Source organism: Acidiphilium sp. 34-64-41, assembly GCF_002282635.1.
In the GTDB taxonomy this organism is placed as follows: domain Bacteria; phylum Pseudomonadota; class Alphaproteobacteria; order Acetobacterales; family Acetobacteraceae; genus Acidiphilium; species Acidiphilium rubrum.
Genome location: NZ_NCJX01000060.1, coordinates 1 through 22,704 on the forward strand (window position 1 = coordinate 1; position 22,704 = coordinate 22,704).

Annotated in this window: 19 protein-coding genes; 12 read left to right on the forward strand and 7 right to left on the reverse strand. The window is 59.8% G+C overall.

The genetic code is table 11. The features are described from left to right. Positions 1 to 474 precede the first annotated feature (474 nt). Both B7X49_RS12400 and B7X49_RS12405 read left to right on the forward strand, forming a co-directional pair. The gene (locus tag B7X49_RS12400; RefSeq protein ID WP_286839566.1) at positions 475 to 696 is read left to right on the forward strand and encodes a hypothetical protein; all 222 of its coding nucleotides are present in this window, start codon (positions 475 to 477) and stop codon (positions 694 to 696) included. Between the two features lie 72 nt (positions 697 to 768). After that, positions 769 to 951, forward strand: a complete 183-nt coding sequence (locus B7X49_RS12405; RefSeq protein WP_286839568.1) for a hypothetical protein — start codon at positions 769 to 771, stop codon at positions 949 to 951. A 253-nt stretch (positions 952 to 1,204) separates the two neighbouring features. Here the strand turns inward: B7X49_RS12405 and B7X49_RS12410 are convergent, their stop codons facing one another. Continuing rightward, positions 1,205 to 1,930 (reverse strand): PEP-CTERM sorting domain-containing protein, encoded by a 726-nt coding sequence (locus tag B7X49_RS12410; RefSeq protein WP_286839570.1) that lies wholly within the window; start codon positions 1,928 to 1,930, stop codon positions 1,205 to 1,207. 236 nt (positions 1,931 to 2,166) lie between these two features. On the opposite strand from B7X49_RS12410, the gene B7X49_RS12415 reads away from it, so the two are divergent. After that, positions 2,167 to 2,415: a DNA-binding transcriptional regulator gene (locus B7X49_RS12415; RefSeq protein ID WP_286839573.1), complete on the forward strand. Its 249-nt coding sequence runs from the start codon at positions 2,167 to 2,169 to the stop codon at positions 2,413 to 2,415. 236 nt (positions 2,416 to 2,651) lie between these two features. On the opposite strand, the gene B7X49_RS12420 is transcribed toward B7X49_RS12415, so the two are convergent. From B7X49_RS12420 to B7X49_RS12445, 6 genes are all read right to left on the reverse strand, one after another. Next, positions 2,652 to 3,395 (reverse strand): PEP-CTERM sorting domain-containing protein, encoded by a 744-nt coding sequence (locus B7X49_RS12420; RefSeq protein WP_286839575.1) that lies wholly within the window; start codon positions 3,393 to 3,395, stop codon positions 2,652 to 2,654. Between the two features lie 343 nt (positions 3,396 to 3,738). After that, entirely contained in the window at positions 3,739 to 4,038 is a 300-nt protein-coding gene (locus B7X49_RS12425; RefSeq protein ID WP_265638718.1) for a HigA family addiction module antitoxin, read from the reverse strand. A gap of 12 nt (positions 4,039 to 4,050) precedes the next feature. Then, positions 4,051 to 4,329, reverse strand: a complete 279-nt coding sequence (locus tag B7X49_RS12430) for a type II toxin-antitoxin system RelE/ParE family toxin (protein ID WP_286839579.1) — start codon at positions 4,327 to 4,329, stop codon at positions 4,051 to 4,053. A 75-nt stretch (positions 4,330 to 4,404) separates the two neighbouring features. Next, positions 4,405 to 4,647: a helix-turn-helix domain-containing protein gene (locus tag B7X49_RS12435; RefSeq protein ID WP_286839581.1), complete on the reverse strand. Its 243-nt coding sequence runs from the start codon at positions 4,645 to 4,647 to the stop codon at positions 4,405 to 4,407. A 35-nt stretch (positions 4,648 to 4,682) separates the two neighbouring features. Further along, positions 4,683 to 5,816, reverse strand: coding sequence for an ISAs1 family transposase (locus B7X49_RS12440; RefSeq protein WP_286839583.1), 1,134 nt, complete (start codon positions 5,814 to 5,816; stop codon positions 4,683 to 4,685). Positions 5,817 to 5,888: 72 nt separating this feature from the next. Further along, positions 5,889 to 6,218 (reverse strand): recombinase family protein, encoded by a 330-nt coding sequence (locus tag B7X49_RS12445; protein WP_286839585.1) that lies wholly within the window; start codon positions 6,216 to 6,218, stop codon positions 5,889 to 5,891. Positions 6,219 to 6,721: 503 nt separating this feature from the next. Between B7X49_RS12445 and B7X49_RS12450 the strand changes: the two genes are divergently transcribed. From B7X49_RS12450 to B7X49_RS12490, 9 genes are all read left to right on the forward strand, one after another. Next, complete coding sequence (locus B7X49_RS12450; RefSeq protein ID WP_286839588.1) at positions 6,722 to 9,916, forward strand: metallophosphoesterase; 3,195 nt, start codon at positions 6,722 to 6,724, stop codon at positions 9,914 to 9,916. Between the two features lie 238 nt (positions 9,917 to 10,154). After that, positions 10,155 to 13,658: a helicase-related protein gene (locus tag B7X49_RS12455; RefSeq protein ID WP_286839591.1), complete on the forward strand. Its 3,504-nt coding sequence runs from the start codon at positions 10,155 to 10,157 to the stop codon at positions 13,656 to 13,658. A 72-nt stretch (positions 13,659 to 13,730) separates the two neighbouring features. After that, the gene (locus B7X49_RS12460) at positions 13,731 to 13,988 is read left to right on the forward strand and encodes a type II toxin-antitoxin system VapB family antitoxin (RefSeq protein WP_286839593.1); all 258 of its coding nucleotides are present in this window, start codon (positions 13,731 to 13,733) and stop codon (positions 13,986 to 13,988) included. Further along, positions 13,989 to 14,396, forward strand: a complete 408-nt coding sequence (locus B7X49_RS12465) for a type II toxin-antitoxin system VapC family toxin (RefSeq protein ID WP_286839596.1) — start codon at positions 13,989 to 13,991, stop codon at positions 14,394 to 14,396. Continuing rightward, on the forward strand, positions 14,393 to 14,821 hold the full coding sequence (locus B7X49_RS12470) for a hypothetical protein (RefSeq protein WP_286839599.1): 429 nt from the start codon (positions 14,393 to 14,395) through the stop codon (positions 14,819 to 14,821). Before B7X49_RS12465 ends, B7X49_RS12470 begins: the two co-directional genes overlap by 4 nt. Positions 14,822 to 14,987: 166 nt before the next feature. After that, positions 14,988 to 16,088, forward strand: a complete 1,101-nt coding sequence (locus B7X49_RS12475; protein ID WP_286839600.1) for a hypothetical protein — start codon at positions 14,988 to 14,990, stop codon at positions 16,086 to 16,088. An 18-nt stretch (positions 16,089 to 16,106) separates the two neighbouring features. Then, positions 16,107 to 16,424, forward strand: coding sequence for a hypothetical protein (locus tag B7X49_RS12480; protein ID WP_286839602.1), 318 nt, complete (start codon positions 16,107 to 16,109; stop codon positions 16,422 to 16,424). Continuing rightward, the gene (locus B7X49_RS12485; protein ID WP_286839605.1) at positions 16,421 to 19,318 is read left to right on the forward strand and encodes a DUF1156 domain-containing protein; all 2,898 of its coding nucleotides are present in this window, start codon (positions 16,421 to 16,423) and stop codon (positions 19,316 to 19,318) included. Before B7X49_RS12480 ends, B7X49_RS12485 begins: the two co-directional genes overlap by 4 nt. Next, positions 19,315 to 22,590 (forward strand): DUF499 domain-containing protein, encoded by a 3,276-nt coding sequence (locus B7X49_RS12490; RefSeq protein WP_286839608.1) that lies wholly within the window; start codon positions 19,315 to 19,317, stop codon positions 22,588 to 22,590. Before B7X49_RS12485 ends, B7X49_RS12490 begins: the two co-directional genes overlap by 4 nt. Positions 22,591 to 22,704 lie beyond the last annotated feature (114 nt).

Genomic DNA, 22,704 nt, shown 5'->3' on the forward strand with positions numbered 1-22,704 from the left:
CCCGGCGGGAATCCGCAAAATGCTCGACGCCTCAATTTCCGACGTCCTGTTGCATATCGGACTCAGTGAACCATCAGTTCAGAGGGTTGAACAGCCCTGCCGTCTAACTGGCGGTCCGCAGGCACGCTTTCTACCGGTGTTTCAAGCCGCGATAACACATATTATCGCGCGTAGTGCAATTATTCGGGGGGCTATCGGGGTAGGGGAGGGGAGGCGCCTGGATTGCGACCTGGCATAGATGATTCCGTGGTGTCAGTTGTCCGACAGGCTTCCGGTTCGAAGAGCTGCAGCTACAGTTAGCCGGCTACGTGCTGCCTGATTAGGTGAGTCACCGCCTTGAGGTGGCTGCTAAAATCATACCATGAAAGTATGAGTAATATATAAAAGCACACTATTAATACATTTTATGGTTGGACCTATCTCTCATTGCAGAGCAGGGGACCCCCTGCATCATTTGATCAAGGAGAGACTCCCATGCGTAAATTCACCCTTCTGGCATCAGTTCTGACCATCGCCGGCGCATTCGCACCTATGGCGGCGAACGCTTCGGTCGGCACGTCGATCTACCAGCCCGGCCCGATCATCGTTCACGCGCCCTCGAACCCCGCGACCGTCAAACACGCCAAGCTGGCTGATGGCCGTACAGTTCACACTAACCAACTGAACGCGATCCAGCGCAACCGCGCAACCGTCTAATCAACCGCTGCCTTCGACCGGCGTAAGCCGGCCGACGGCACTCCTCATCCACGCGAACCAAGGATTTGTGCCATGACCAAAATGACCGCTATCGCTGTTTTCGCTGCCACCCTCGGCCTCTCAATGCCGCTGATCGCGCAAGCCGCGCCGTCCCCGACCCAGCACGACCAACTAGTCCAGAAGATCAACAACGCCTACGGCACGCAATTTCCCACGAGCGCTCCTTCCGTTACCGCGCCTGGCCCCAGCCGCTAAGTGTAAACGCTCGCAATCATCGGGGCTTTTGGTCGCAAACAGAGGCGATTCCTGCTTGGATCATCTGACCGGAATCGACCGTATTCGATCGGTCGATTTTACCATGCCCACAAATTAGGCTGTGACCGTTAAGGACAAGAGGCCTTATCGAGCACGGATTTTGGACAAAGATACTCTTTGTGAGATTAGCCGGTCGGTGTGGCACGAAATTCAAACAACTTTCACCACGCCGACCGGATGCAGTGCGGGTAACTCAGGTGCGTTTCTGACGTTTACGAACAAGCAAGCCGAGCGCAATTAAGCCGGTTCCTAGTAAAGCGAGAGAACCAGGCTCCGGAACCGAGATTTGCTTGGTGCTTGATGTAACGGCAGCGAATTCAAACGAGACCTTCTGGCTACCAGCGACAACCTGATTGAAGCCGCCATTAACATTGATGTTGATGTAAGCCGAGCCACCATAGGTCCGGACACCGGTTGCAGGTACATTCGCGGCTGCCGCAATCTCTGCGCCTGTGACCGACCCGAGCAGTGTATTCCCATTATAAAACGAAAGAACATTCTCGTACCCGAGCTGACCATCAACCGAACCCCAAAGCAACCCGAGGTAGCTCTGCGAGGTCGCAAAATTGAAATCAATTATACCGCTCGATGTCGGGGATACGGAATAGCCTCCGGTAGTGGTGATAGACGGGTTGGACGTCAGCCCTGTCGAGAAATAATTTCCAGTGTAGGCTGTTCCCGAGGAGGTGATCGGCGCAGCATAGTGGTCCGGTGAGCTGCCGTTGACGATTGCACCTGGAGCAGCAGTCGTGATTGTAACGCCATTCGTGGTGCCGGTCTTAGCAGCGACCGGGGTTGTACCAGTTAGAATGGTGGTCGGCGATCCGAAGAAGCTGATGGCGCCTGCATAGGCGGAGCCACTCATTGCGATTGCAGCAACTGTACCGGCGAGAAGAACTGATTTCAAAGACATTTTCATTGTTTAACCCTCATCAAGAATTTATTGCTCGAAAAAGACATAGCAAATATCGTGCCATTTATAATTATCTATTAAATACAGCACGTTATGTAATCGCCGCTATAAAACTCTAGTGAATGTGTAAAGAATCCTGACAATCGTTACGAAATAATCACAACCTTTGAAAGCAACGCCGATCATTTCTTCGCTTTTAGGTTTATGGGGCGTAGTGAAGTGTAAAGGCGCTACAAGAGGTGGTGGCCTGGAAGCTGGGCGAGACGGCCCTTGAGGGGGTCAATATCGATCTGATGCCACCAGAACGGGTCCGGGCGATCCGGCGCAAGGTGGCGCGCTCGGTGCGCGCCTTCGAAGCTCGATTCGGCATTCCGGCTTCGACGGTAAACAATTGGGAACAGGGTCGCCGAAAGCCTGATCCGGCCGCCCGGCTCCTATTGAAGATTATCGAGACTGACCCCGAAGTCGTGGAGCGAGCCGCTTCGACGTAAGCCTTCAGCCGCGCCAAATTCAATCATTCAGAGAGAACGCCCGCGTTATGTCCGGAATCGATCATATGCGGGCGGGCGATTTTGCCGTGCCAGAAACCAGGCTGTGACGGTCAAGGACAAGTTAACCTTATCGAGTATGGATTTTGAACAAAAACACTATTTTTGCGATTATCCGGCCGGTGTGTCACGAAATTCGAACAACTTTCGCCACGCCGACCGGATTCAATGAGGCTAACTCAGGTGCGTTTCTGGCGTTTACGAGTAAACAAGCCCAGGGCAATTAAGCTAGTCCCGAGTAAAGCGAGAGAACCAGGCTCAGGAACAGATATTGATGCATCAAGGCTCCCGCTTCCCCCTGAGGCATCTGGGGTTAAAGTCAGGACTTCGGTGATCGAATATGACCCGGTTACATCGAACGGTGACCCAAAAGATATCGGGTTTTTGGAGTTTCCAGCAAGAGTGCCCTTACCGATCAGATGGTCTGTTGCAAAAGCGTTATCGGTATTTGAGGCGTATACTGAGTAGATAGTATTCGACAAGCTTAACGGTGATTGTGAGATGAACCCGCCGACGTCGATCATGCCGATGGGTTGGGTGAGCCCGTATTCGGTCAATTCAATGGTAAGAGGGCTAGTTTCAGACGTTTTGTCCTGCGTCCCAATGTCGATAGATGGGAGGGATACTGTACCAACATCGATACCACCAACAAAGTTCATATTCCAAGTTCCGAAGGAACCTACGTAGTTGACACTACCATTGGCGGATGTTGTGGTTGACGACGTATAGCCCGATTCTGACAGCCTGAGTCCTAAGACCGGACCGGCTTGGGCAACAGAGATTATTCCTAAAGCCGAAACCAAGCTGACGACAGAAGTTAGAAGCACGTGTTTCATATAAAAGCCTGTTAGTGATAGTGAAGGCGTATTTTGCAATTTTTTGCGTCTTTCATTTGCAATTTTTACATGCAATTTTCGGGCCAAGAAAATTTTCCATATAAATCAATATGATAAAAATAATAAAAAAATATGTGTAAAGAATCCTGACACTATTTAGGGTGGTATGGAATAAAACAGCGACCTAAGGTTTTATATAGCACAACATTATCAACCATGAATTATGTGGCGTCTGGTTCGCCGATGGCGAGGCCGGACTGGTGCTCCTCGATCGGGATGAGTGGGCGATCACGGAGGTGGACAGCGCGCGGTTGCCCCAGAATTGCTAATTATGGAAAGCGCGCGGAAGTCGCACTGGTCGAGAGGGCCGGCCCGGCACGCAACAAGCGCTGGCGAGTGCTTTGCCGAGGAACAGACGCTGATCATGCGATCAGGCCTGTCCATGGGTGCCGAGGTCCTGCAACGTTCTGACCGGAGGTTGGACGTGTTCCATGGCTCGCGCAAGGTCGTAATTCGCCTGCAACGCTACCCAGAACCGGGCCGTGCTGACCCCGGCCTGCTCCAGCCTGATCGCCAGATCAGGGCTGATTCCTGCCCGACCGTTCAGTACGCGAGAGAACGCAACCCGCGACATGCCCAATCGTTCCGCAGCCTCCTTCACAGGCAAGCCAAGCGGCACGAGCACGTCCTCTTTCAACATTTCGCCAGGATGCGGCGGATTCTTCATCATGAGGCGCCTCCTCTAATGGTAGTCCAGATAGTCGACCAGCTCGACATCGGGTCCGGTGAAACGAAAGGTCACGCGCCAGTTGCCGTTGACCCAGATCGACCAGTAGCCACGCAACTGCCCCTTGAGGGGGTGAAGCCGAAACGCCGGCAGATTGAGTTCTTCGGCCGTTGCGGCGGCATCGAGGGCAGCCAGAATTCGCGCCAATTTCGGTGCGTGGGTTGGCTGGATCCCACGAAGCGACTCAGTGCGGTAGAATTCTTCGAGCCCCTTATGTCGAAACCCGACGATCATAAATCATAGTATCGTGTATCGTTGCGCGTTTCAATAGTGCAAATTACGTGGTGGACCTACGGGTGTCAGAAGTGGTCACTGAGCGATCCGAGCCCGATTGATCGTCTGTCGGCTCGTACCAAACTCACGGGCAACAGCCGAGATCGAGGCTCCGGCCTCCAGGCAGGCGATGACTTGCTGCTTCTCGGCATCAGATAGGGCCGCTGGACGTCCGAGCGCTTTGCCTTCGGCGCGTGCCCGGCTTAATCCGGCCTGTGTGCGCTCGACCAGAAGATCGCGTTCGAATTCGGCGACGGCTGCGATCACCTGCATCGTCATCCGTCCGGCCGAGCTTGTCAGGTCGACCCCAGGGGTTACGCATGAAAGTTGCCGGTGAGAACTTGCTCCATGTATCGGTTGTCCCAGGCGGCCATTTTCCGCCGCCCTTTCAGGCTGGCCTTTGATGCTTGATGGCGGCGAACGAGATTGATTGCGATCTTTCGGAGCAGGGCGAAGTTCTGGACAGCTTTCCGGTCCCGTATCCGGCAGTGATCTTCATTGAAGATGACGTCGAGCACCCAGTGTAGGCTGTTCTCGATCTGCCAATGCCGGCGGATCGCTTTCGCCAGAATTTCTGGCTGGTCGGCACTACTGGACAGGAAGTAGCGAATGTCAGTTTCGGTCTTGCCGGACCCGTTGACGCTGCGGATGGTCTCCACGGCCAGAACGGTTTTGAGACCTGGCCAATCGCGGAGCGGTTCCAGCGCCGTGGCATCGGGGCAGACGAACACGCGGCGCCGGACCAGTCGGCCATGACCATCATCGAATTCGTCATGGACCGGCCGGTGGGTGGCCGAGCGGCTGAAACAGGTGGTTGAGCAAAGCTCCTGCACTGCGGCGAACTTTTTCCCCTGGTTCGCCTTGAGGGTCACGAGATAATCAGCACCCCGCTCGATAATCCTGGAAGCGATTGATCGCTGGCACCCCATCGCGTCCAGGGTGACGATCGCGCCTTTGATGTCCAGCACGTCGAGCAATTCCGGGATTGCGGTGATCTCGTTGGATTTGTCTCCGACTTGGCGCTGCCCGAGCACCAGCCGCCGATCGCAGGCCCATGCACTGACAACGTGAAGCGGCGCTTGTTCGCGACCGCGGTCATGGGATCCGCGGATCGTCTTCCCGTCGATCGCCACAACTTCCCGGTCCAAGGTCGCCCCGAATGAGCGTGCCCAGGACTCGAAACATGCCTCGAAGCGCCCGGTATCGATCAGCATGAACACGCGCCGGAATGTGTCATGGGACGGAATGCCGCTCGGAAGCGCCAGAAACGTGCCAAGCCAATCCTGCTTGCTGCGGCCATACAGCGCAAAATCCTCCCAGCTTTCCGCGCCGGCTATCACTGCGCAGACCGCGATCACCAGAATATCAATCAGCCGGTGCTCCACCTTGCCGCCGCAACGGGGGTCTTTCAGCGACGAGAACTCTTCTACCAAATTCCTCACCGACATGCGGGGCTCCCAATTTCAAGGAGACTCCCCGAATCACACCCGATTCCATGCCGTCAAATATGCCACCAAATTTCATTCGTAACCCCTGAGGTCGACCCCACCCAAGGCGAGACAGTGAACCCGGACGCCGATCGCCGCGAGCGCATCGACGGTGCTCCGAACATCCATGGCATTGCGACCGAGGCGATCGAGCTTGGTGACGACCAGAACATCATCGGCTTCCAATCGATCGACCAGGCGTCGGAAGGCTGGTCGCTGCATCGCCGGCGCGCTGCCGGAGATGGTCTCGGTGATGGTTCGACTCTGCTGGACGGCGAAGCCGGCGGCCCTCACCTCGCCAACTTGGTTCTCGGTGGTTTGACCGATGGTGGAGACACGGGTGTAGAGGAAAGTGCGGGCCATGGGGTCGTCAGATCGTCCGAAATGGGTGCTCAATAGTTACCTATGCGCTAAACCACGTCAACCCTATATTCTGAGCAGGTAATTTCTGGGTGTCCGAATACGATTGATTATGCGCAGGTCGTGACACGCGGTTGAATGCGATCTGAAGGGGGAAACGGGGATCGCCCGTGTCGCAGTTTATGGTGCGAGTGGTTTCCCATGTGCGACAAATACGCGCGACGGCAAAACGGAAATGCCTTGTGGTTCCTCGAATTACGTGATGTCGCGTGATCTACAAGTTATTCGACACCGCATTTCTCGGTAGGGTGGAAAGCGGAAGGGCCGATTTTGACCGATTTGTAAGGTGCCCTTTCCGGGCCAAGCCGTCTGGAAGAACCAGTCGTTCGGCTCAATGGCCGACCTAGCCTCAAGCGGAAAGTGAAGCCTTTCACTCGCTGGATCTAAGGTCGATACCGAATCTATGGGCCATTGTTCGCATCGGCAAAGTTCTCTAACATTAAAAAATGGTCGAAAACTCACTGTTCACCGTTCTCCATATTAGTGACTTCCATTACGCCAAGAAGAAGGCGCGCGAGCAACGCATCGTCGTCGATGCCTTGATCCGCGACCTCGAGAGGCTTTGCGTTGGTCATCGTAAGCCAGACTTGGTGCTCTTTACCGGTGATCTCGTGCAAGCGGCCGGCATCGACCTGCACGATGACGCATACGACTTCCTGCTTGCTCGCGTTTCCAAAGCGACCGGGTGTAGCGACGAGCGGCTGTTCATCACGCCAGGCAACCACGACTTATCGTGGGCCGGGCTAGAGCAGTTCTCAGATGAGACTAAGGCTTGGCGTGCTCTTATCGGAACGCCCACCGAGATGGATCAACTCAACGAGTTGTACACGCAGGGGGCGTTCAACGCCCCGGTTTTGGCTAAATTCCATAACTACCTGGAGCTAGAGCGGTACATCAGGGGTGACAGCCACGGCGTCTCGCGCAAGCTATCGTCCAGCTTCGTTACGGTCGATCACTTCGAGGCGCTCAATTTAGATATCGTCATCTTTAACACTGCGGTACTCTCCACTGGTGGCCACAAGGACTTCGAGCCCGACGAGCGCAAGTTGACCTTACCCGAATATGCCGTGATGGAAGCCGTTCAGGCGCTGACGACGGGGTCGCTCCGCATCTTCATAACTCACCACCCGTTCGCGATGTTGAGCGAGCAGAGCGCCCGCTATCTGGAAGGCGAGATCACCCGACACGCGAACATTCATTTTTTCGGGCACATGCATGATCCGCAGCCCCGAAAGATCGTGGGCCTAAAGGGTGAAGTGTTGGCGAACCAAGCCGGTGCACTATTCACCGCCCGGAAGAAATCCTACGATGGCTATGCGCTGATCACACTCGATCGCCAGAATGGGCACGCGGAAGCGTTGGTCAGATCCTATTTCAAAGATCGCGACGAGTTCGACGATGGCGTCGACATCGTCGAGGATGGGCGGTGGTGGTCGTCTGCGGAGGCCAAGCAGCATTTTCGTAAAATCGCGACTCCAATCGACGGGACGAAGCTACGCGCTCATTTGGTCGGCCCAGCGCTCGAAGCTCTGCAAGCGCGCGAGGTAACAGTGGGAGGTGACTCTGAGCTTCACGAACGATTCGTGGCGCCACCGCTGCGTAGGACCTTCATCCGAGAGGTTGCGGTCGACGAAGGCAAGGTCGACATGGAAACGCCGGTGGCATTCTCCGACCTAGTAAACGGGGACGCCAACCTGATCATCTACGCAAAGTCAGAGTATGGGCGGACCACGCTTCTCAAGGAGATCAGACATCGGCTCCTCGCCAATGCGATGGACATACACTTCCCACGGTTGCCGGTTCTGATCGACTTTCATGACGTGACTGCGAACTCGGACAACATGCTGCGTAAGGCGAGGGGGGGAGCAGAGGCGACACCCCCTGAGAACGATCTTGAATCGCTTTTGAAGCTTGGACACGCCTGCGTTTTAATCGACGACGTCGTCTTCGGCGATGCAACCAAAATGCGGGTCCTCCGGCAATTCGTCGGCCGCTACCCGAAGACAAGATACATTCTGTCCAGCCTTCAGACGTCGGCGACGAGGCTGGGAGCACATATCAATCCCGAGATGCCGGTGCGCTTCGAATTCGTGGAGATCCGCGAGTTCCGACGCAATGACATGCGTCAGTTGCTGGCTATGGACGAGCGCTGTACCGACGTGGAGGAGTGGCTCGACCGCCTGCAGGACGAGTTCCGAGAGATCAACCTCCCGTTTACGGCGGCAAACGGGACGATCCTGATTGAGATTCTGTCAGAGAAGTACAACTTCACCCCCATCAACCGAGCGGTGCTGATGGAGCAATTCGTCGACTCGACCTTGCGGAAGGCCTCTATCGAGCAGAGCAGGCGCGAGACGTTCGACTATACCAACAAGACCGATCTGCTCTCGCACGTGGCGGCTTGGATCGCGCGTAGAGACGACTATGTGCCGACGCGCGAGGCCGTGCGGACCGAGATGAGGACCTATATCGACTCCCGGGGGCTGTACGCGAACCTCGACGACCTTTTTGACGAGTTCCTGACCGCCCGCATCTTTATCACGAGGCAGGAAGATCGGATCAGCTTCCGTTACCGCGGCGTAATGGAATACTTTATCGCGTTGAGGATGACGTCGGATGCTAGCTTCCGCAGATGGGTGCTCGAGGAGGACAGATACCTACGGTTCCTCAACGAGATCCAGTACTATGCTGGAAAGCTGAGGAACGACACGGAAGTAGTTAATCTCGTCGCGGAGCGGCATGAAAAGCTTCTGGCTGAGGCTGTTGCCGTCACCGGTAACATCGACTTGAGCCAACTGGAGCATATCCAGTTACCGTTCGACAAAAATGGTGATGGCCTGAACGCGACCGCCCGCGAGGTTGCTAGCCCACCGCTGACGCAGCAGGAGAAGGATGAGGAGCTGGAAGCCCAGTTTCCGGTCGATGCCGAGGATCGTCAGGAGGTATTTCGCCCGAAAGTGGAGGACGGCAGCGAAAAGTTGATGTTGTCGCTGATTCTGTACTCGGGGCTGGTCAAGAACATGGAGCTTATTCCTGACAGCGATAAGCGGCAGCACCTCGCGCATGTTTGGCGCGGATGGGCTTGTATTCTGGTGGCGTCGCTCCGAATCGCGCCACGGCTCGCCACTGAGCGCCGCATCCGCATCAACGGCGCAATGTACGAAATCCAGGCGCCTCAGGGCATGGACGACGCGACACTACTGCGGCAGATCATGCTGCGCCTGCCGCACATTACCGTTCGCATGCTGTCAGGCGCGTTAGGAACCGAGAAGCTGGAACGCCAGCTGACTGAGCCTACGCTGGACGAGCAAGGCGAGCCAAAGATCATAGACTTTCTGCGTTCTGGGCTTATCGCCGACCTACGGTTGGACGCAACTCCGGCTGCAATCAATGCACTTGTAGTGAAGCTCCGTGAGAACAAGTACCTGCTCTGGTCCTTGATCGTTCACATCAATGAGCTCCGCCGGCTCGACCGGGTCCGTGAGGAGCACTTCCAACGGCTTGATGAACCCGTAGCATCTGCAATTGCGACGCTAAAAGGAGGGTCACACAAGGCGCGCGTCGAGGAGAAGCGCAAGCAGTTGGCTCGCCTTGAGAAGGATAGGCTTCTGATGTCGATGAAGCTGAAGCGGGAGAGATAGAAGTCTTGCACCGCAGATGACGCTGCAGCGGGCGCACCGTACGATTTGTCCAAAATCGCCACAGAACTGGGCAGCGCTGAACGTTCGCTTCTGGGATCGCCTCCCGGGCCGGCCTACGCCCGACTTGGGTCTCTTCCGGCTGTCGCGCAACTTAGGATAAGCGCGACATCGCGTATATCTCTCTGCCACACACCACCCCACCGGTTCCTTTTCCCTACAGCCACACAGGCCTATCCGCATGACAACATTTGATGAGATCAGCCCAGGAACCCGGATCCGCGGGCTGGATGAGGGCGGCATAGCCGAAATCGTGCAGGTCTCACGATTCGGTGCGGACGCGGTAAATCTGGTCTTTCGGATTAATGGCCGCGTCGGGGAACGTCTTGTGTATCGTGGTGAGGAAACCGCCTTTAGCGTGGTCGAGGGCGGCCGGGGTCTGGGTTTTGACGCCGATGGTGGACTATTTCGATTGGCATCAGAAGCCACCAGAATCCGCCTGGCCCACCTCTTCGATCCTTATCTGGCGGTCAGCGCATCGCAGATCGAGGCGTTGCCCCATCAGATCACAGCGGTTTATGGCGAGATGTTGCCGCGCCAACCACTCCGCTTTTTGCTCGCCGATGATCCTGGCGCGGGCAAGACGATCATGGCGGGTCTGCTGATCAAGGAACTCTTGATCCGCGGCGATCTCGATCGCTGCATGATCGTGGCGCCGGGCGGCCTGGTCGAACAGTGGCAGGACGAACTTTCCGAGAAATTCGGGCTGCGCTTCGATGTATTGACCCGTGACCAGATCGAGGCTTCTGTAACAGGCAATCCGTTTGCCGAACGCAAGCGTCTGATTGTGCGACTCGATATGGCAGCCCGGTCGGACGAGCTGAAGGCCAAGCTCACCGCCGCGCCGGAATGGGACCTCGTGATCTGCGACGAAGCGCACCGAATGTCGGCCTCCTATTTTGGTGGCGAAGTCAAGGAAACCCAGCGTCACAAGCTCGGCAAGCTGCTCGGCACACTCACACGCAATCTGCTGCTGATGTCGGCCACGCCTCATAACGGCAAAGAGGCCGATTTCCAGCTTTTCATGGGGCTTCTGGATGCCGACCGCTTCGAGGGCCGATTCCGCGAAGGCGTCCACAAGGCTGATGTCTCAGACATGATGCGCAGGCTCACCAAGGAGGAGCTCTACCGCTTCGATGGTACGCCGCTGTTTCCTGAACGTCGTGCTTCCACCGCCAGTTACGAACTTTCACCGCAGGAGGCCGATCTCTATCAGGCGGTTACCACCTATGTACGCGAGGAGATGAATCGCGCCGACCGCAACGCTGATGGCGCACGACGGAACAATGTCGGCTTTGCTCTACAGATCTTGCAGCGGCGCCTCGCTTCCTCGCCGGCCGCGATCCATCGCTCGCTGGAGCGGCGGCGCAAGCGCCTGGAAGACCGGCTCCGCGAGGAGCGAATCGGGCGAGATACCGCGCCCGCAACGCTGGTTCTCAGCCCCGCACTCCCGGTTTATGATCCGGACGAACTCGACGAAGCGCCCGGATCGGAGGCCGAGGAACTCGAGGAGAAGATTGTCGTTTCGGCGACCGCCGCACAAACGCTCGTGGAACTCGAAGGGGAGATCGCGATCCTCAAGGACCTCGAAGCCCGCGCGCTCCGCCTGAAGCTCTCCGGCCAGGATGCCAAATGGCGCGAACTTGAAAGTATCCTCGATGAACCGATCATGCTCGACACCACGTCGGGTCTGCGCCGGAAGGTCCTGATTTTCACCGAGCCGAAGGACACCCTCGAATATCTCGCGGACAAGATCCGTTCCCGCGTCGGCGACGCCCAGTCCGTTGTCGTCATTCATGGTGGAATCGCCCGCGAAGCTCGTCGGGCAGCCATTGCCGCTTTCAACAGTGATCCGATCGTCCGGGTGATGATCGCCAACGATGCCGCCGGCGAGGGGGTAAACCTCCAGCGCGGGGCGCATCTGATGGTCAATTATGATCTGCCCTGGAACCCCAACCGCCTGGAGCAGCGCTTCGGCCGTATCCACCGCATCGGCCAGACCGAAATCTGCCACCTCTGGAACCTCTGTGCCGCCAACACCCGAGAAGGCGAGGTCTATCGTCGTCTTCTGGACAAGCTAGAAGAAGCGCGAAAGGCCCTCGGCGGCAAAGTTTATGATGTGCTCGGCGAATTGTTCGAAGGCCAGGCGCTGCGCGATCTGCTCGTTGCCGCAATCCGCTATGGTGATCAGCCCGACAAGCGAGCGGAGTTGTTCCGCAAGGTCGACGGTGCGGTGGATGTCGCCTCCATCGAACGGCTCGTCGCCGAGCGTAAGTTGACCTCCGAAGGCATGGACCCGAATGCGGTTGCCACCATCCGTGAGGAGATGGAGCGTGCTCAGGCTCGTCGACTGCAACCGCATTTCATCGGTGCCTTCTTCCGTGAGGCTTTCTCCACCCTCGGTGGTCGCATCGCCGAGCGCGAGCGCGGTCGGTTTGAGATCACCCGTGTTCCGTCCATCCTGAAGGAGCGTGACCGGCTGATCGGCCGCGGCGATCCGGTCCTGGACCGCTATGCCCGCGTTACGTTCGACAAGGGGCTGATCCCCGGTCAGCCGCAGGCAGAACTGCTGGCCCCCGGCCATCCGCTGCTGGATGCTGCGGTCGACATCGTGCTCGAGCGCTTTCAGTCGCTGCTTGGCCAAGGCGCCGTGCTTGTCGACGATAACGATCCTGGGATCATCCCGCACTTGTTGGTCTATCTCGATCATGCCATCCGAGATGGTCGCACGGCCACATCGGGCGAGCCCCGTGTGATCTCCCGGCGTCTCCAATTCATTACGCTGAATGAAGACGGCGATGCCGCGGACGGCGGCTCAGCGCCCTACCTCGACTGCCGGCCAGTCAAAGCCGACGAGCTTGCACTCATCGCCGATACGCTCGCGGCCTCCTGGCTGGAAACCGGCATCGAGCAACGCGCCGTTGGTTTCGCGATCGCCAACCTCGTCCCTGCCCATCTCGACGAGGTGAAGCATCGGCGGTTGGCTGAAATCGAGAAGGTCGAGCGCGAGGTACGTACCCGCCTCAAGCGTGAGATTAATTATTGGGACATGCGCGCAGCCCGCCTTCGTGAGGAAGAGCAAGCCGGCAAGGAGCAGCGCATCAACGCCAGCAACGCTGAGGCGACGGCCCAGCGCCTGGTCGAACGCCTGCACACCCGCCAGACCGAACTTGATCGCGAGCGCCAGATCAGCGCTCTGCCGCCGGTGTTGCGCGGTGCCGCACTGGTCATTCCACGCGGCCTGCTCGATGCCCGTGCCGCACCGCAGGCCACGCCAAAAGCTACGGGCTTTGCGGACGACCCTAACGCCCGCGCCGAAGTCGAACGTCACGCCATGGAAGCGGTCATGGCGGCCGAACGCCGCATGGGATTCGATCCGCGCGACGTCTCCGCGGAAAAGAAGGGCTGGGACATCGAGAGCCGCACGCCAGCGGGCCATCTCCGGTTCGTGGAGGTGAAGGGGCGCCACGCGGAGGCGCGCGACGTGATCCTGACCAAGAACGAGATCCTCGCCTCGCTCAATGCGCCGGAGGCGTTCCACTTGGCCATCGTGCGCGTCGACACGGGCTTTGCCCACGCCCCCGTCTATGTCCAGCGCTTCTTCCAGCGCGAATTAGGCTTCGCCGAAACTGCCGTGGTGTTCAACCTGGCCGACCTTCTTTCGCTCGCTGCCCCTGCCGCATGAGGCCGCCGAGTCTCGACACGGTCCGCCTTCCATTCTATATCTTCCTTCAATTTATAGACGCGGGAGGACGGGTTGGCGCTGAGCCTGAAGGATAAGGAGACCGACCGCCTCGCCCGCGAGGTCGCCGCACTAACGGGCGAGACGCTGACGGACGCGATCCGCAAGGCGCTGGCCGAGCGGCTGGAGCGCGAGCGTCTGCGCCGGGGCGGAACGCTGCGACTTGCCGATCGGCTGATGGAAATCGGCCGCCACTGCGCTTCCTTGCCCGACCTCGATACAAGCAGCTCGGATGAGATCGTCGGCTACGACGAAACCGGCATGTGGTGCTGAATGGTTGTCGATACCTCGGCGCTTATCGCGATCCTGTTGGGCGAGCTAGACGCCGAGCAGTTCGCGCGTGCACTGAGCGCGGCACCGGTCCGGCTGATCTCCGCGGTGACACGGGTTGAGCTTTCCTTCGTCATTGAGGGCCGCAAGGGAGAGACGGGTCGAGCAGACCTTGATCTGCTGCTGCGCGATGGCGGCTTCGACATCGTTAGTGTCACGCCGCAGCAGGCGACGATCGCCATCGACGCCTTCCGTCGCTACGGCCGCGGCCGTCATCGCGCCGGGCTGAACATTGGCGAATGCTTCTCCTACGCACTGGCCGTGATGACCGACCATCCGCTGCTCTTCAAGGGCAATGACTTCATCCACACCGATCTGCGACCGGCCCTACCCGCAGCGGGGGCATCGTGAAACCTCGCCAGAGCCGGAATCCGAAGCGACGGCTGGCCCCGGCCGACCGACTCGATCTGTCCGGCCGGGAAGCGCTTGCGGCCCGACTAGCCTATTCCGGAAGCGCGCTCCACAAGCGGCACCCGGGCGACTACGGCTTCCATCCGCCGGTCAATCCGCGGACCTGGAAGTCCCTCTGTGACGGCAAGCGGGTCATCCTGAAAGCCGAGGCGGCCGAGCTGCTCCGCCAGGGTGTGCTCGACGGCCTGTTCAGCGACTTTCCGGATAACGGGGCACCCAAATACGTCTGGAGCGTCGATGCCGACCGCGAGGTCTATGAGGCCAAGATCGACAGCAACGGCTACCACGGCTATCGACTGGAGGAGGACGACGATTTCCGGCTCCTCGTTCTGAAGGAATGGACCAAGCGATGCAGCCCACGCTGAGCATCACAGCGGACTGGGAGCGGCTCGATGAGGGCACGCCAGAGGAACGCGCATGCTTCGCCGCTGTTGCGGTCCTGTGCAACGACCAGTCCCTCACCGAAGGTCGGGACGGCTTCGTCAACCGTATCCGCCCCGGCCCCCTGGTCTCGGCCTATCCTGGTGGCGCTTGCGCTGGGAACCGCGCTCCAACGCCCCGGACTGGCCCTTCGCCCACCGCCTGACCACGATCGGCGAGGGCTACGTCTGGCCGAATATCACCATCTTCTCCGATGGGGAGAGAACGGCGCTGATCGCTAAGCCGACCACCACCCGACCTGCCACGGCGTTCCGCTATATCAGCGACCATGCAGCCATCGTGCCGTCCCAGGTGTTCGAGAGCGCGGTGGACCGGTTCATCGGCCAGGTTCTGGGCCAGCTTCAGGCCGATCACATCCATGGGACAAACCTGGATCGACTCTGGTCCGAACTAACTGACGAACGCCGGGACATCCAAACGGCACGGCGACGGAAGCTCGAAGCGCTGCTCGGTCAGGAGCCCGATACGGGGGACCCGGTCGTGATCGACCGCCTGCTGACTGACGCGCAGGAGCTTGGGGAACGAGCAGTGGAGGAGCTGGCGGCGGACTGCGCGCAGGGCGGGAAGCTGCTGACCACCGATGATCTGCGGCGGCTCGCGACCAGCAGCGGGTTTTCCGCGGCGCCGCGCGACGCCGCCCGTCTTGCTCCGGGCGCCGTCCCGCCGACGCGCGACGCACCAGCCTGGAAGCTCGGCGCCGCCGCCGCCCGCGCCCTACGCGCGCAAGAAGGATTAGGTGACCGGCCAATCGCCAATGACACGTTGGCGCGCCTGGCGGGGGTCGAAACGCGGGCATTGACCGAGGATCGAGCTGGCCCGAACCTATCCTTTGCGCTCGACCGCAACGAAACCGAAGGCCGCGTCGTCTTGCGCTCCCGCTGGCCAACCGGGCGGCGCTTCGAGCTCGCGCGTCTGCTGGCGGACCGGATGATCGCCGCTCCGCATGGCAAGCTCCACGCCGCGACGCGTGCCTACACCTATCGCCAGAAGATGCAGCGCTCCTTCGCCGCCGAGCTGCTGAGCCCGTTTGAGGCAGTGGACGCGATGCTCGATGGCGATTATTCCGGGGAAGCCCAGGCGGACGTGGCCGAGCAGTTCCACGTCTCGGATCTCACCATCCGCACGCTGCTGGTCAATAATCATCGGCTGGAGCGTGAGGAGCTCGATGAGGACCTCGGCGCCGCCGCCTGAGAGAACGAGGGGGGCGACGTGACGGATCCTGAAAGCGATCTGACGGCGAAGTTCGACGCGGAAATGCGTGCCCTGCACCAGCGGACCGTTGCCGAGACCGACTATCGCCCGACCTACTTCATCCAGATGGTGCACGAACGCGGCGGTCTTGGCGCCGCCCGTGCGCTGCTGCATGTGGCCAAGCCGGCTGCGGGGCTGACGACCTTGTGGGAGAGGGGGCGCCTCGACCTCTCGGTCGAAGCCGTAATCCTGCGGGCGCCCTGGTCCGCGCTGTTCACTGACCAAGAACGCGCGACGGCGCGCAAACGGCTCCACGACCTCGGATACAAAGTATGACCGCACCGCCGCGTAAGAAGCTCATCGAAGTCTCGATCCCGCTGGAGGCAATCAACGCCGCTTCGGCGCGGGAGAAGTCAATCCGGCATGGTCATCCGTCCACCTTGCATCTGTGGTGGGCGCGGCGGCCGTTGGCGGCGTGTCGGGCGGTGTTGTTCGCGCAGTTGGTGGATGATCCTTCGTCCTGGCCCGATCGGTTTGTCGGCGAGGAGGCGCAGGAGGTGGAGCGGAAGCGGTTGCATCGGGTGATCGAGGCGATGGTGCCGTGGGAAGCCTCGAACAATGAGGACATTCTGAACGCGGCGCGGTGGGAGATTGCGCGCTCGGTCGCGTGGGGGCTGGGCGAGGAGCCGCCGGCGCGGGAGGATGGGCGGGCGATCCTGGAGTATCTGCAGACCAAGGCACCGCCGGTCTATGATCCATTTTCGGGCGGAGGATCGATCCCGTTGGAGGCGCAGCGGCTGGGGCTGCGCGCCTATGGCTCAGACCTCAATCCGGTTGCAGTGCTGATCGGCAAGGCGTTGGTGGAGATCCCGCCGAAATTCGCGGGACGGCCGCCGGTTAACCCGAAGACGCGGGCGGAGGCGGTGAATGGCGCTGTACGGGGTTGGCGCGGCGCACAAGGACTGGCCGAGGATGTCCGGTATTACGGGCGATGGATTCGCGATGACGCGGAACGGCGCATCGGGCATCTCTATCCGAAGGCGCCCCTGCCGGACGGGTCTGAGGCGACGGTGATCGCTTGGCTTTGGGCGCGCACTGTGCGGTCGCCCGATCCGAAGGCGAAGGGCGCGATGGTGCCGCTGGTGTCCTCGTTTATGCTCTCCACCAAGGAGGGGAAGAAAGCCTGGGTCGAGCCGGTGATCGACCCGACGGCACCGGATGGCTGGCGCTTCGAGGTGCATACAGGGATGCTCACGAAGCAGGACGAGGAGCGGCTGAAGAAAGGGACGAAGACTGGGAGGGGCTCGAATTTTTCATGCGTTCTCACTGGAACGCCGCTCGATGGCGATCATGTCAAGGCTGAGGGTGTAGGCGGACGCATGAGCAAGCGGCTTATGGCAATTGTTGGAGAGGGTAGTCGCTCACGAATATATCTGTCGCCAACTGCTGAGCACGAGGCCCTTGCGGTGACCGCAAGTCCCGAGTGGACTCCAGATGGTAATCTGCCCGATGACCCACGAAATTTCTGGACGGTCCAATATGGCCTGAAAACCTTCGCCTCACTCTTCACCCCCCGACAGTTGGTGGCGCTGACAACATTTTCCGATCTCGTTGCCGAGGCGCGGGAGAAGGTGCTGGCGGACGTGCGCCAGGCCGGTCTGAACACCGATCCCACCCCTCTCCACGAAGGCGGCACTGGGGGTTTAGCTTACGCGGACGCGGTAGCGACGTATTTGGCGTTCGCATTGAGCAAGATAGCGAACATCGGTTCGTCCATCGCAAGCTGGATGTCTGACCGTGGGGCGTTTCGAGAGACCTTTGCTCGGCAAGCAATACCGATGGTTTGGGACTTCGCAGAGTCAAACCCACTTGGCGACGTCGGCGGCTCTTTCTCAACCGCCATAGATAAGGGAGCTATGGCGGTTGCGGAAACGCCTGCATGTTCGATTGGTTCAATCAAACACCTTGCGGCCCAATACAATTCATATAGCTCGCATTCTATTGTTGTCTCCACAGACCCGCCCTACTATGACAACATCGGCTACGCTGACCTATCGGATTTCTTCTACGTCTGGCTTAAACGATCACTCAACGGAATCTGGCCTGATCTATTTCGTCGACTGACGACACCAAAGACCGAGGAACTCGTCGCCACGCCTTATCGCCACGGTGGCAAGGCCGGAGCTGAAGCGTTTTTCATGAAGGGTATGGGTGAGGCGCTGACTGCCATGCAGAAGGCCACCGCGGACGGGGAACTGCTCACCATCTACTATGCCTTCAAACAATCCGAAATCGGAGAAGACGGTATCGTTTCCGCCGGCTGGGCATCCTTCCTTCAGGCGGTCGTTGATGCTGGCCTCGCAGTGGATGGCACATGGCCGGTTCGGACTGAAGGTTCCGGAAGATTGATTGCGAAGGACACAAACGCCCTCGCCTCGTCCATCGTCCTCGTTTGCCGTAAATTGAGCGAAACCGCGCAGACCGTCACCCGCGCCGAGTTCATCCGCGCACTAAAACGCGACATGCCCGATGCCGTGGACAAGATCCGCAAGGCCGGCGTTGGCCCGGTCGATATGCCGCAATCTGTCATTGGTCCTGGCATGGGCGTCTTCACCCGGTTTGCTCGCGTGCTGGAAGACGATGACGCTGTCATGGGCGTGAAGACCGCGCTAGCGCTGATCAACCGAGTCTGGGGCGAGATCGAGAACGATCTCGACGCGAATTTCGATGCGGAGACGCAGGTGGCGCTCGCCTGGTTCGCTACCTACGGCTTCGATGCCCGCGCCTCCGGCGACCTGATCACGCTGGCAAACGCGAAGAACATCCCGTCGAACGCGCTATTTTCCTCGGGCGTGTTCCAGAACCTGCACGGCAGGGCGGGGCTGACTCCGCGCGAGGCGCTGCCAAGCGACTGGTCTCCCGCCACCGACCGGACACCCACGGTGTGGGAATGCGTTCAGCATACCACGCGCACTCTCCGCGCTGAGGATGGTGGTGCCGAGGCGGCAGCCCGGCTCGTTGCGGCCATGGGCAGCCGGGCCGAGGATGCCCGCGCGCTGGCCTACCGCCTGTATGAGATTGCTTCGCAGAAGGGTTGGGCCGCCGAAGCGCTGATCTATAACGAGCTTGCCCAGGAATGGGCGCATCTTGACACGATCGCCGCCGATTATTCGGCGGGTAGCCGGAGCTCGGCCCCTGCGCGTGATCTGTTCGGGGAGATCGTGCGATGAGCAGCGAGAAGGAAACCCTCCAGCGCGTCCAGGGTGCCTTGTATCATCTGCGTCGCGGCCTCGCGCCGTTCGTGGAGACACGGATGAAGGCGCGGTATGGCGCGCAGTGGCTCGCCAATGCCAGCCGCGCTGCCGGCGGTGATCCACGCGCGTCGCTCGATGAATACGGCATGCTGAAAACCATGATCGACCAGTGGCGGGATGTGTTCGACGAGGCGTTCGTTCGCTCCGAGAAGCAACGCGTGCGTACTTTCGTCTCCACCGCACTCGACGCACGTAACGCCACCGCGCATCTCTCGATCCCGATGCAGGATAACGAAGCACTGCGCTACTTGGATGCCGTCGATAACCTGCTGCGGGCGGTGAAGGCCCCTGAAGCCGAGATTGCCGAAGCCCGACGCCTCTACGACGATCAGCGGCGCCAGGGCATCGGACCGCAAACGCCGACCGGCGTATCCCTGGCACCGAAAGGAACGCCAGCACCCACACTTATGCAGGAACTGCCGGATGATCGGCCGGGCAAAGGGCCGCGTCCCTGGATCGAGATAGCGCTGCCGCATCCAGATGTGCTCGCCAACCGCTTCAAGGAAGCCGAATTTGCGGCGGATCTGTTCGCGGTCGATGCCGGGATCGCCGGCGAGGGATACGCCACCCCGCTCAGCTTTTTCGCGATGACCTTCGTCACCGAGGGTCTGAAACGCGTGCTGACCTCTGCGCTTCAGCGTTTGTCCAACCAGGGCGGCGACCCGGTGATCGGGCTACAGACCGCCTTCGGGGGCGGCAAGACGCACACGATGCTCGCGGTGTATCATCTCGCCCGGCATCTGCGGGATGCCGGCGATCCCGCCGCGCTCAGCGGGCTGACGCCATCTGTCGGGACCGTCGGCGCGACCGGCTGGCCCAAGCCTCAGATTGCCGTATTCGTTGGCTCCTCGAAGGGCACGGATGTATCGCTGACGCTGCGGGACGGCCCGAAGCTGCACACGCTGTGGGGTTACCTCGCTTGGCGCCTTGCGGGCGAGGTAGGCCTCAAGCTTGTCGCCGAAGCCGAGGCCGCGCGGACCAACCCCGGCTCCGAATTGATGGTGGAGGTGTTTCGACTGGCGGGGCCGAGCGTCATTCTGCTCGACGAGCTGGTGATGTTCGCCCGGCAATTAGACGATGCGAGGTTCGAGGCGTTTCTGTCGTTTCTCCAGTCTTTGACTGAAGCGGCGAAGATGGTGCCTGGAATTCTGGTGATCGGCTCGTTGCCAGAAAGCGATGCCGAAGCCGGAGGCGAGCGCGGCAAGGAGGCGCTGCTGCGCCTGGAGAAAGTGTTCGGCCGCGTGCAGTCGGCGTGGTTGCCGGCCTCCGGTGACGAGACCTATGAGATCATTCGTCGCCGGCTGTTCCAGCCGCTGAATGCTGAAGGCGAGCGAGCGCGAGACGAGACCGTGAAGGCGTTCGCTGATCTATACCGGAAGAATCCGGCCGAGTTTCCGCCCGAGGCACGAGAGGCGCGCTACACGGAATTGCTTCGTTTGTCCTACCCGATCCATCCTGAGCTGTTCGATCGCTTGTCGAAAGACTGGGCGAGCCTGGATAAGTTTCAGCGCACCCGCGGCGTGCTGCGCTTCATGGCAAACGTGGTGGGCGTCCTCTGGCATCAGCGGGTCCCTGACGCACTGATCATGCCCGCGCGTGTACCCGTTGCGCATGAGCGGGTGCGCGCGAGCGTGCTTTATCCACTCGACGCGGCGTTTGGCGCCGTGGTGGACAAGGAGGTGGATGGAGATAGTTCTTTGCCGTCGCGCATGGAGGCCAACCCCTCCCGTCGCATCTCCCAGGCTCACGCTGCGACCCGCGCTGCACGGGCTGTGTTCCTGTGTTCGGCGCCGCTGGTGCGTCAGCCCAATGCCGGGTTGACCGGGCAGGGCTTGCGTCTGGCTTGCGCCGAGCCGGGTGATCAGTTGGCGATCTTTGGCGAGGCGCTGCGCGAACTCTCGGAACGAGCGACTTACCTGTATGAGGAAGCCGGGCGCTATTGGTTCTCTACCCAGCCCACCCTTAATCGCTTGGCCGAGGATCGTGCCAAGGCGCTGGCGGAGCATGAGGTAGACGAGGCGATTGCTCAGGTGCTGCGCGATGATGGCGCAAGCAAGGACCGGTTTCATCGCGTCTTTGCGGTACCGGATGATCCGATAACGATCGATGAGGTGACCGATGCACTGAGCCGCTGCCGCGCGTCGCAACGGCGGTTTCGGAACACGCTATTGTTCGTCGCTGCTGACGAGGCCCTGCTTGGTACGGCGCGGGAGGCGATGCGGCGGGCGTTGTCATGGGAGACCATCGGCGCCGATCCTCGGCAGGACAAGCGGGCAGATAAGCGGCTGCAGGATCAATTGACCCAGGCACAGCTTGCAGACGCGCGTGACAAGGCGCGCAACAGCCGCGATGGTGCTGTGAAAGCAGTTCGGAATGCGTGGAGCCACGTCCTGTATCCGATCAAGACCAACGGCACGGAGGCCGGACGCGCATTCGATCTTGAACATCTGTCCCTGACCGCCAAGGACCGCGCCAGTGTGCCTACTGCCGTGTACGAGAAGGCAAAGAGTGACGGCATCGTCAGCGAGAAGCTGGGAGCCGACGCGCTTTGGCTTCATCTCGCGCCCCTCTGGGCGGCGAATGATCCCCATTTGCCAGTGGCCGAGATTGCAGCGTGGTTCGCGACTTACGTGTATTTGCCTAAGCTTCGCGATCGCGTGGTGCTGGATGCAGCAATATGCGATGCATGCGCCAAGCTTTCTCCAGCTTTTGCCTTTGCCGAACGCTTCGACGAGGCGAATGGCCGCTATATCGGGTTGGTCTGGCAGAAAGCGCCATACGAGATCCTACCCGCGACTTCGCTACTTGTGCGTCCCGACGTAGCAATCACTCAGTTACGCCCGGCGACGATGCCGACACAACCGGTAACCATAGAGGGGAGTCAAAACGGTATATCCGGGCCAACCGACGATCGACCTACCACCACCGATTCCGAGCCGCCGGGTAAGGTCCGGCCACGGCGATTTTACGGCTCGGTCGAAATTGACATGGTCAGGCCGGTAAAGGCGTTCGACGCAATCCTGAATGCCGTTGTTATGGAATTGCTGCGGACCCACGGTGCCCAAGTCACGTTAACTCTTGAAATCGAAGCAACTGCGCCAGATGGGTTCAGTGATGGAGATATCGGTGTTGTCCGCGATAACTCCCGCCAGCTCAAATTCAAACCCGAATCCACTGGGTTCGAGTGAGAACGCAGTTGAAGAGGATCGACATGAAATGTTGGGCTCACATTTCAGATCTTCGGTTGCCCCGTTCAGGTATACCCCAACGGAACGGTTAGTTGAGACAGTTTTTTCGCGCTA

Excerpts from the sequence above, each read along its gene's own strand:
- B7X49_RS12400 (WP_286839566.1), top strand. The coding sequence starts at position 475 with ATGCGTAAATTCACCCTTCTGGCATCAGTTCTGACCATCGCCGGCGCA.
- B7X49_RS12405 (WP_286839568.1), top strand. The coding sequence starts at position 769 with ATGACCAAAATGACCGCTATCGCTGTTTTCGCTGCCACCCTCGGCCTC.
- B7X49_RS12410 (WP_286839570.1), bottom strand. The coding sequence starts at position 1,930 with ATGAAAATGTCTTTGAAATCAGTTCTTCTCGCCGGTACAGTTGCTGCA.
- B7X49_RS12425 (WP_265638718.1), bottom strand. The coding sequence starts at position 4,038 with ATGATGAAGAATCCGCCGCATCCTGGCGAAATGTTGAAAGAGGACGTG.
- B7X49_RS12430 (WP_286839579.1), bottom strand. The coding sequence starts at position 4,329 with ATGATCGTCGGGTTTCGACATAAGGGGCTCGAAGAATTCTACCGCACT.
- B7X49_RS12435 (WP_286839581.1), bottom strand. The coding sequence starts at position 4,647 with ATGACGATGCAGGTGATCGCAGCCGTCGCCGAATTCGAACGCGATCTT.
- B7X49_RS12440 (WP_286839583.1), bottom strand. The coding sequence starts at position 5,816 with ATGTCGGTGAGGAATTTGGTAGAAGAGTTCTCGTCGCTGAAAGACCCC.
- B7X49_RS12445 (WP_286839585.1), bottom strand. The coding sequence starts at position 6,218 with ATGGCCCGCACTTTCCTCTACACCCGTGTCTCCACCATCGGTCAAACC.
- B7X49_RS12450 (WP_286839588.1), top strand. The coding sequence starts at position 6,722 with ATGGTCGAAAACTCACTGTTCACCGTTCTCCATATTAGTGACTTCCAT.
- B7X49_RS12455 (WP_286839591.1), top strand. The coding sequence starts at position 10,155 with ATGACAACATTTGATGAGATCAGCCCAGGAACCCGGATCCGCGGGCTG.
- B7X49_RS12465 (WP_286839596.1), top strand. The coding sequence starts at position 13,989 with ATGGTTGTCGATACCTCGGCGCTTATCGCGATCCTGTTGGGCGAGCTA.
- B7X49_RS12485 (WP_286839605.1), top strand. The coding sequence starts at position 16,421 with ATGACCGCACCGCCGCGTAAGAAGCTCATCGAAGTCTCGATCCCGCTG.
- B7X49_RS12490 (WP_286839608.1), top strand. The coding sequence starts at position 19,315 with ATGAGCAGCGAGAAGGAAACCCTCCAGCGCGTCCAGGGTGCCTTGTAT.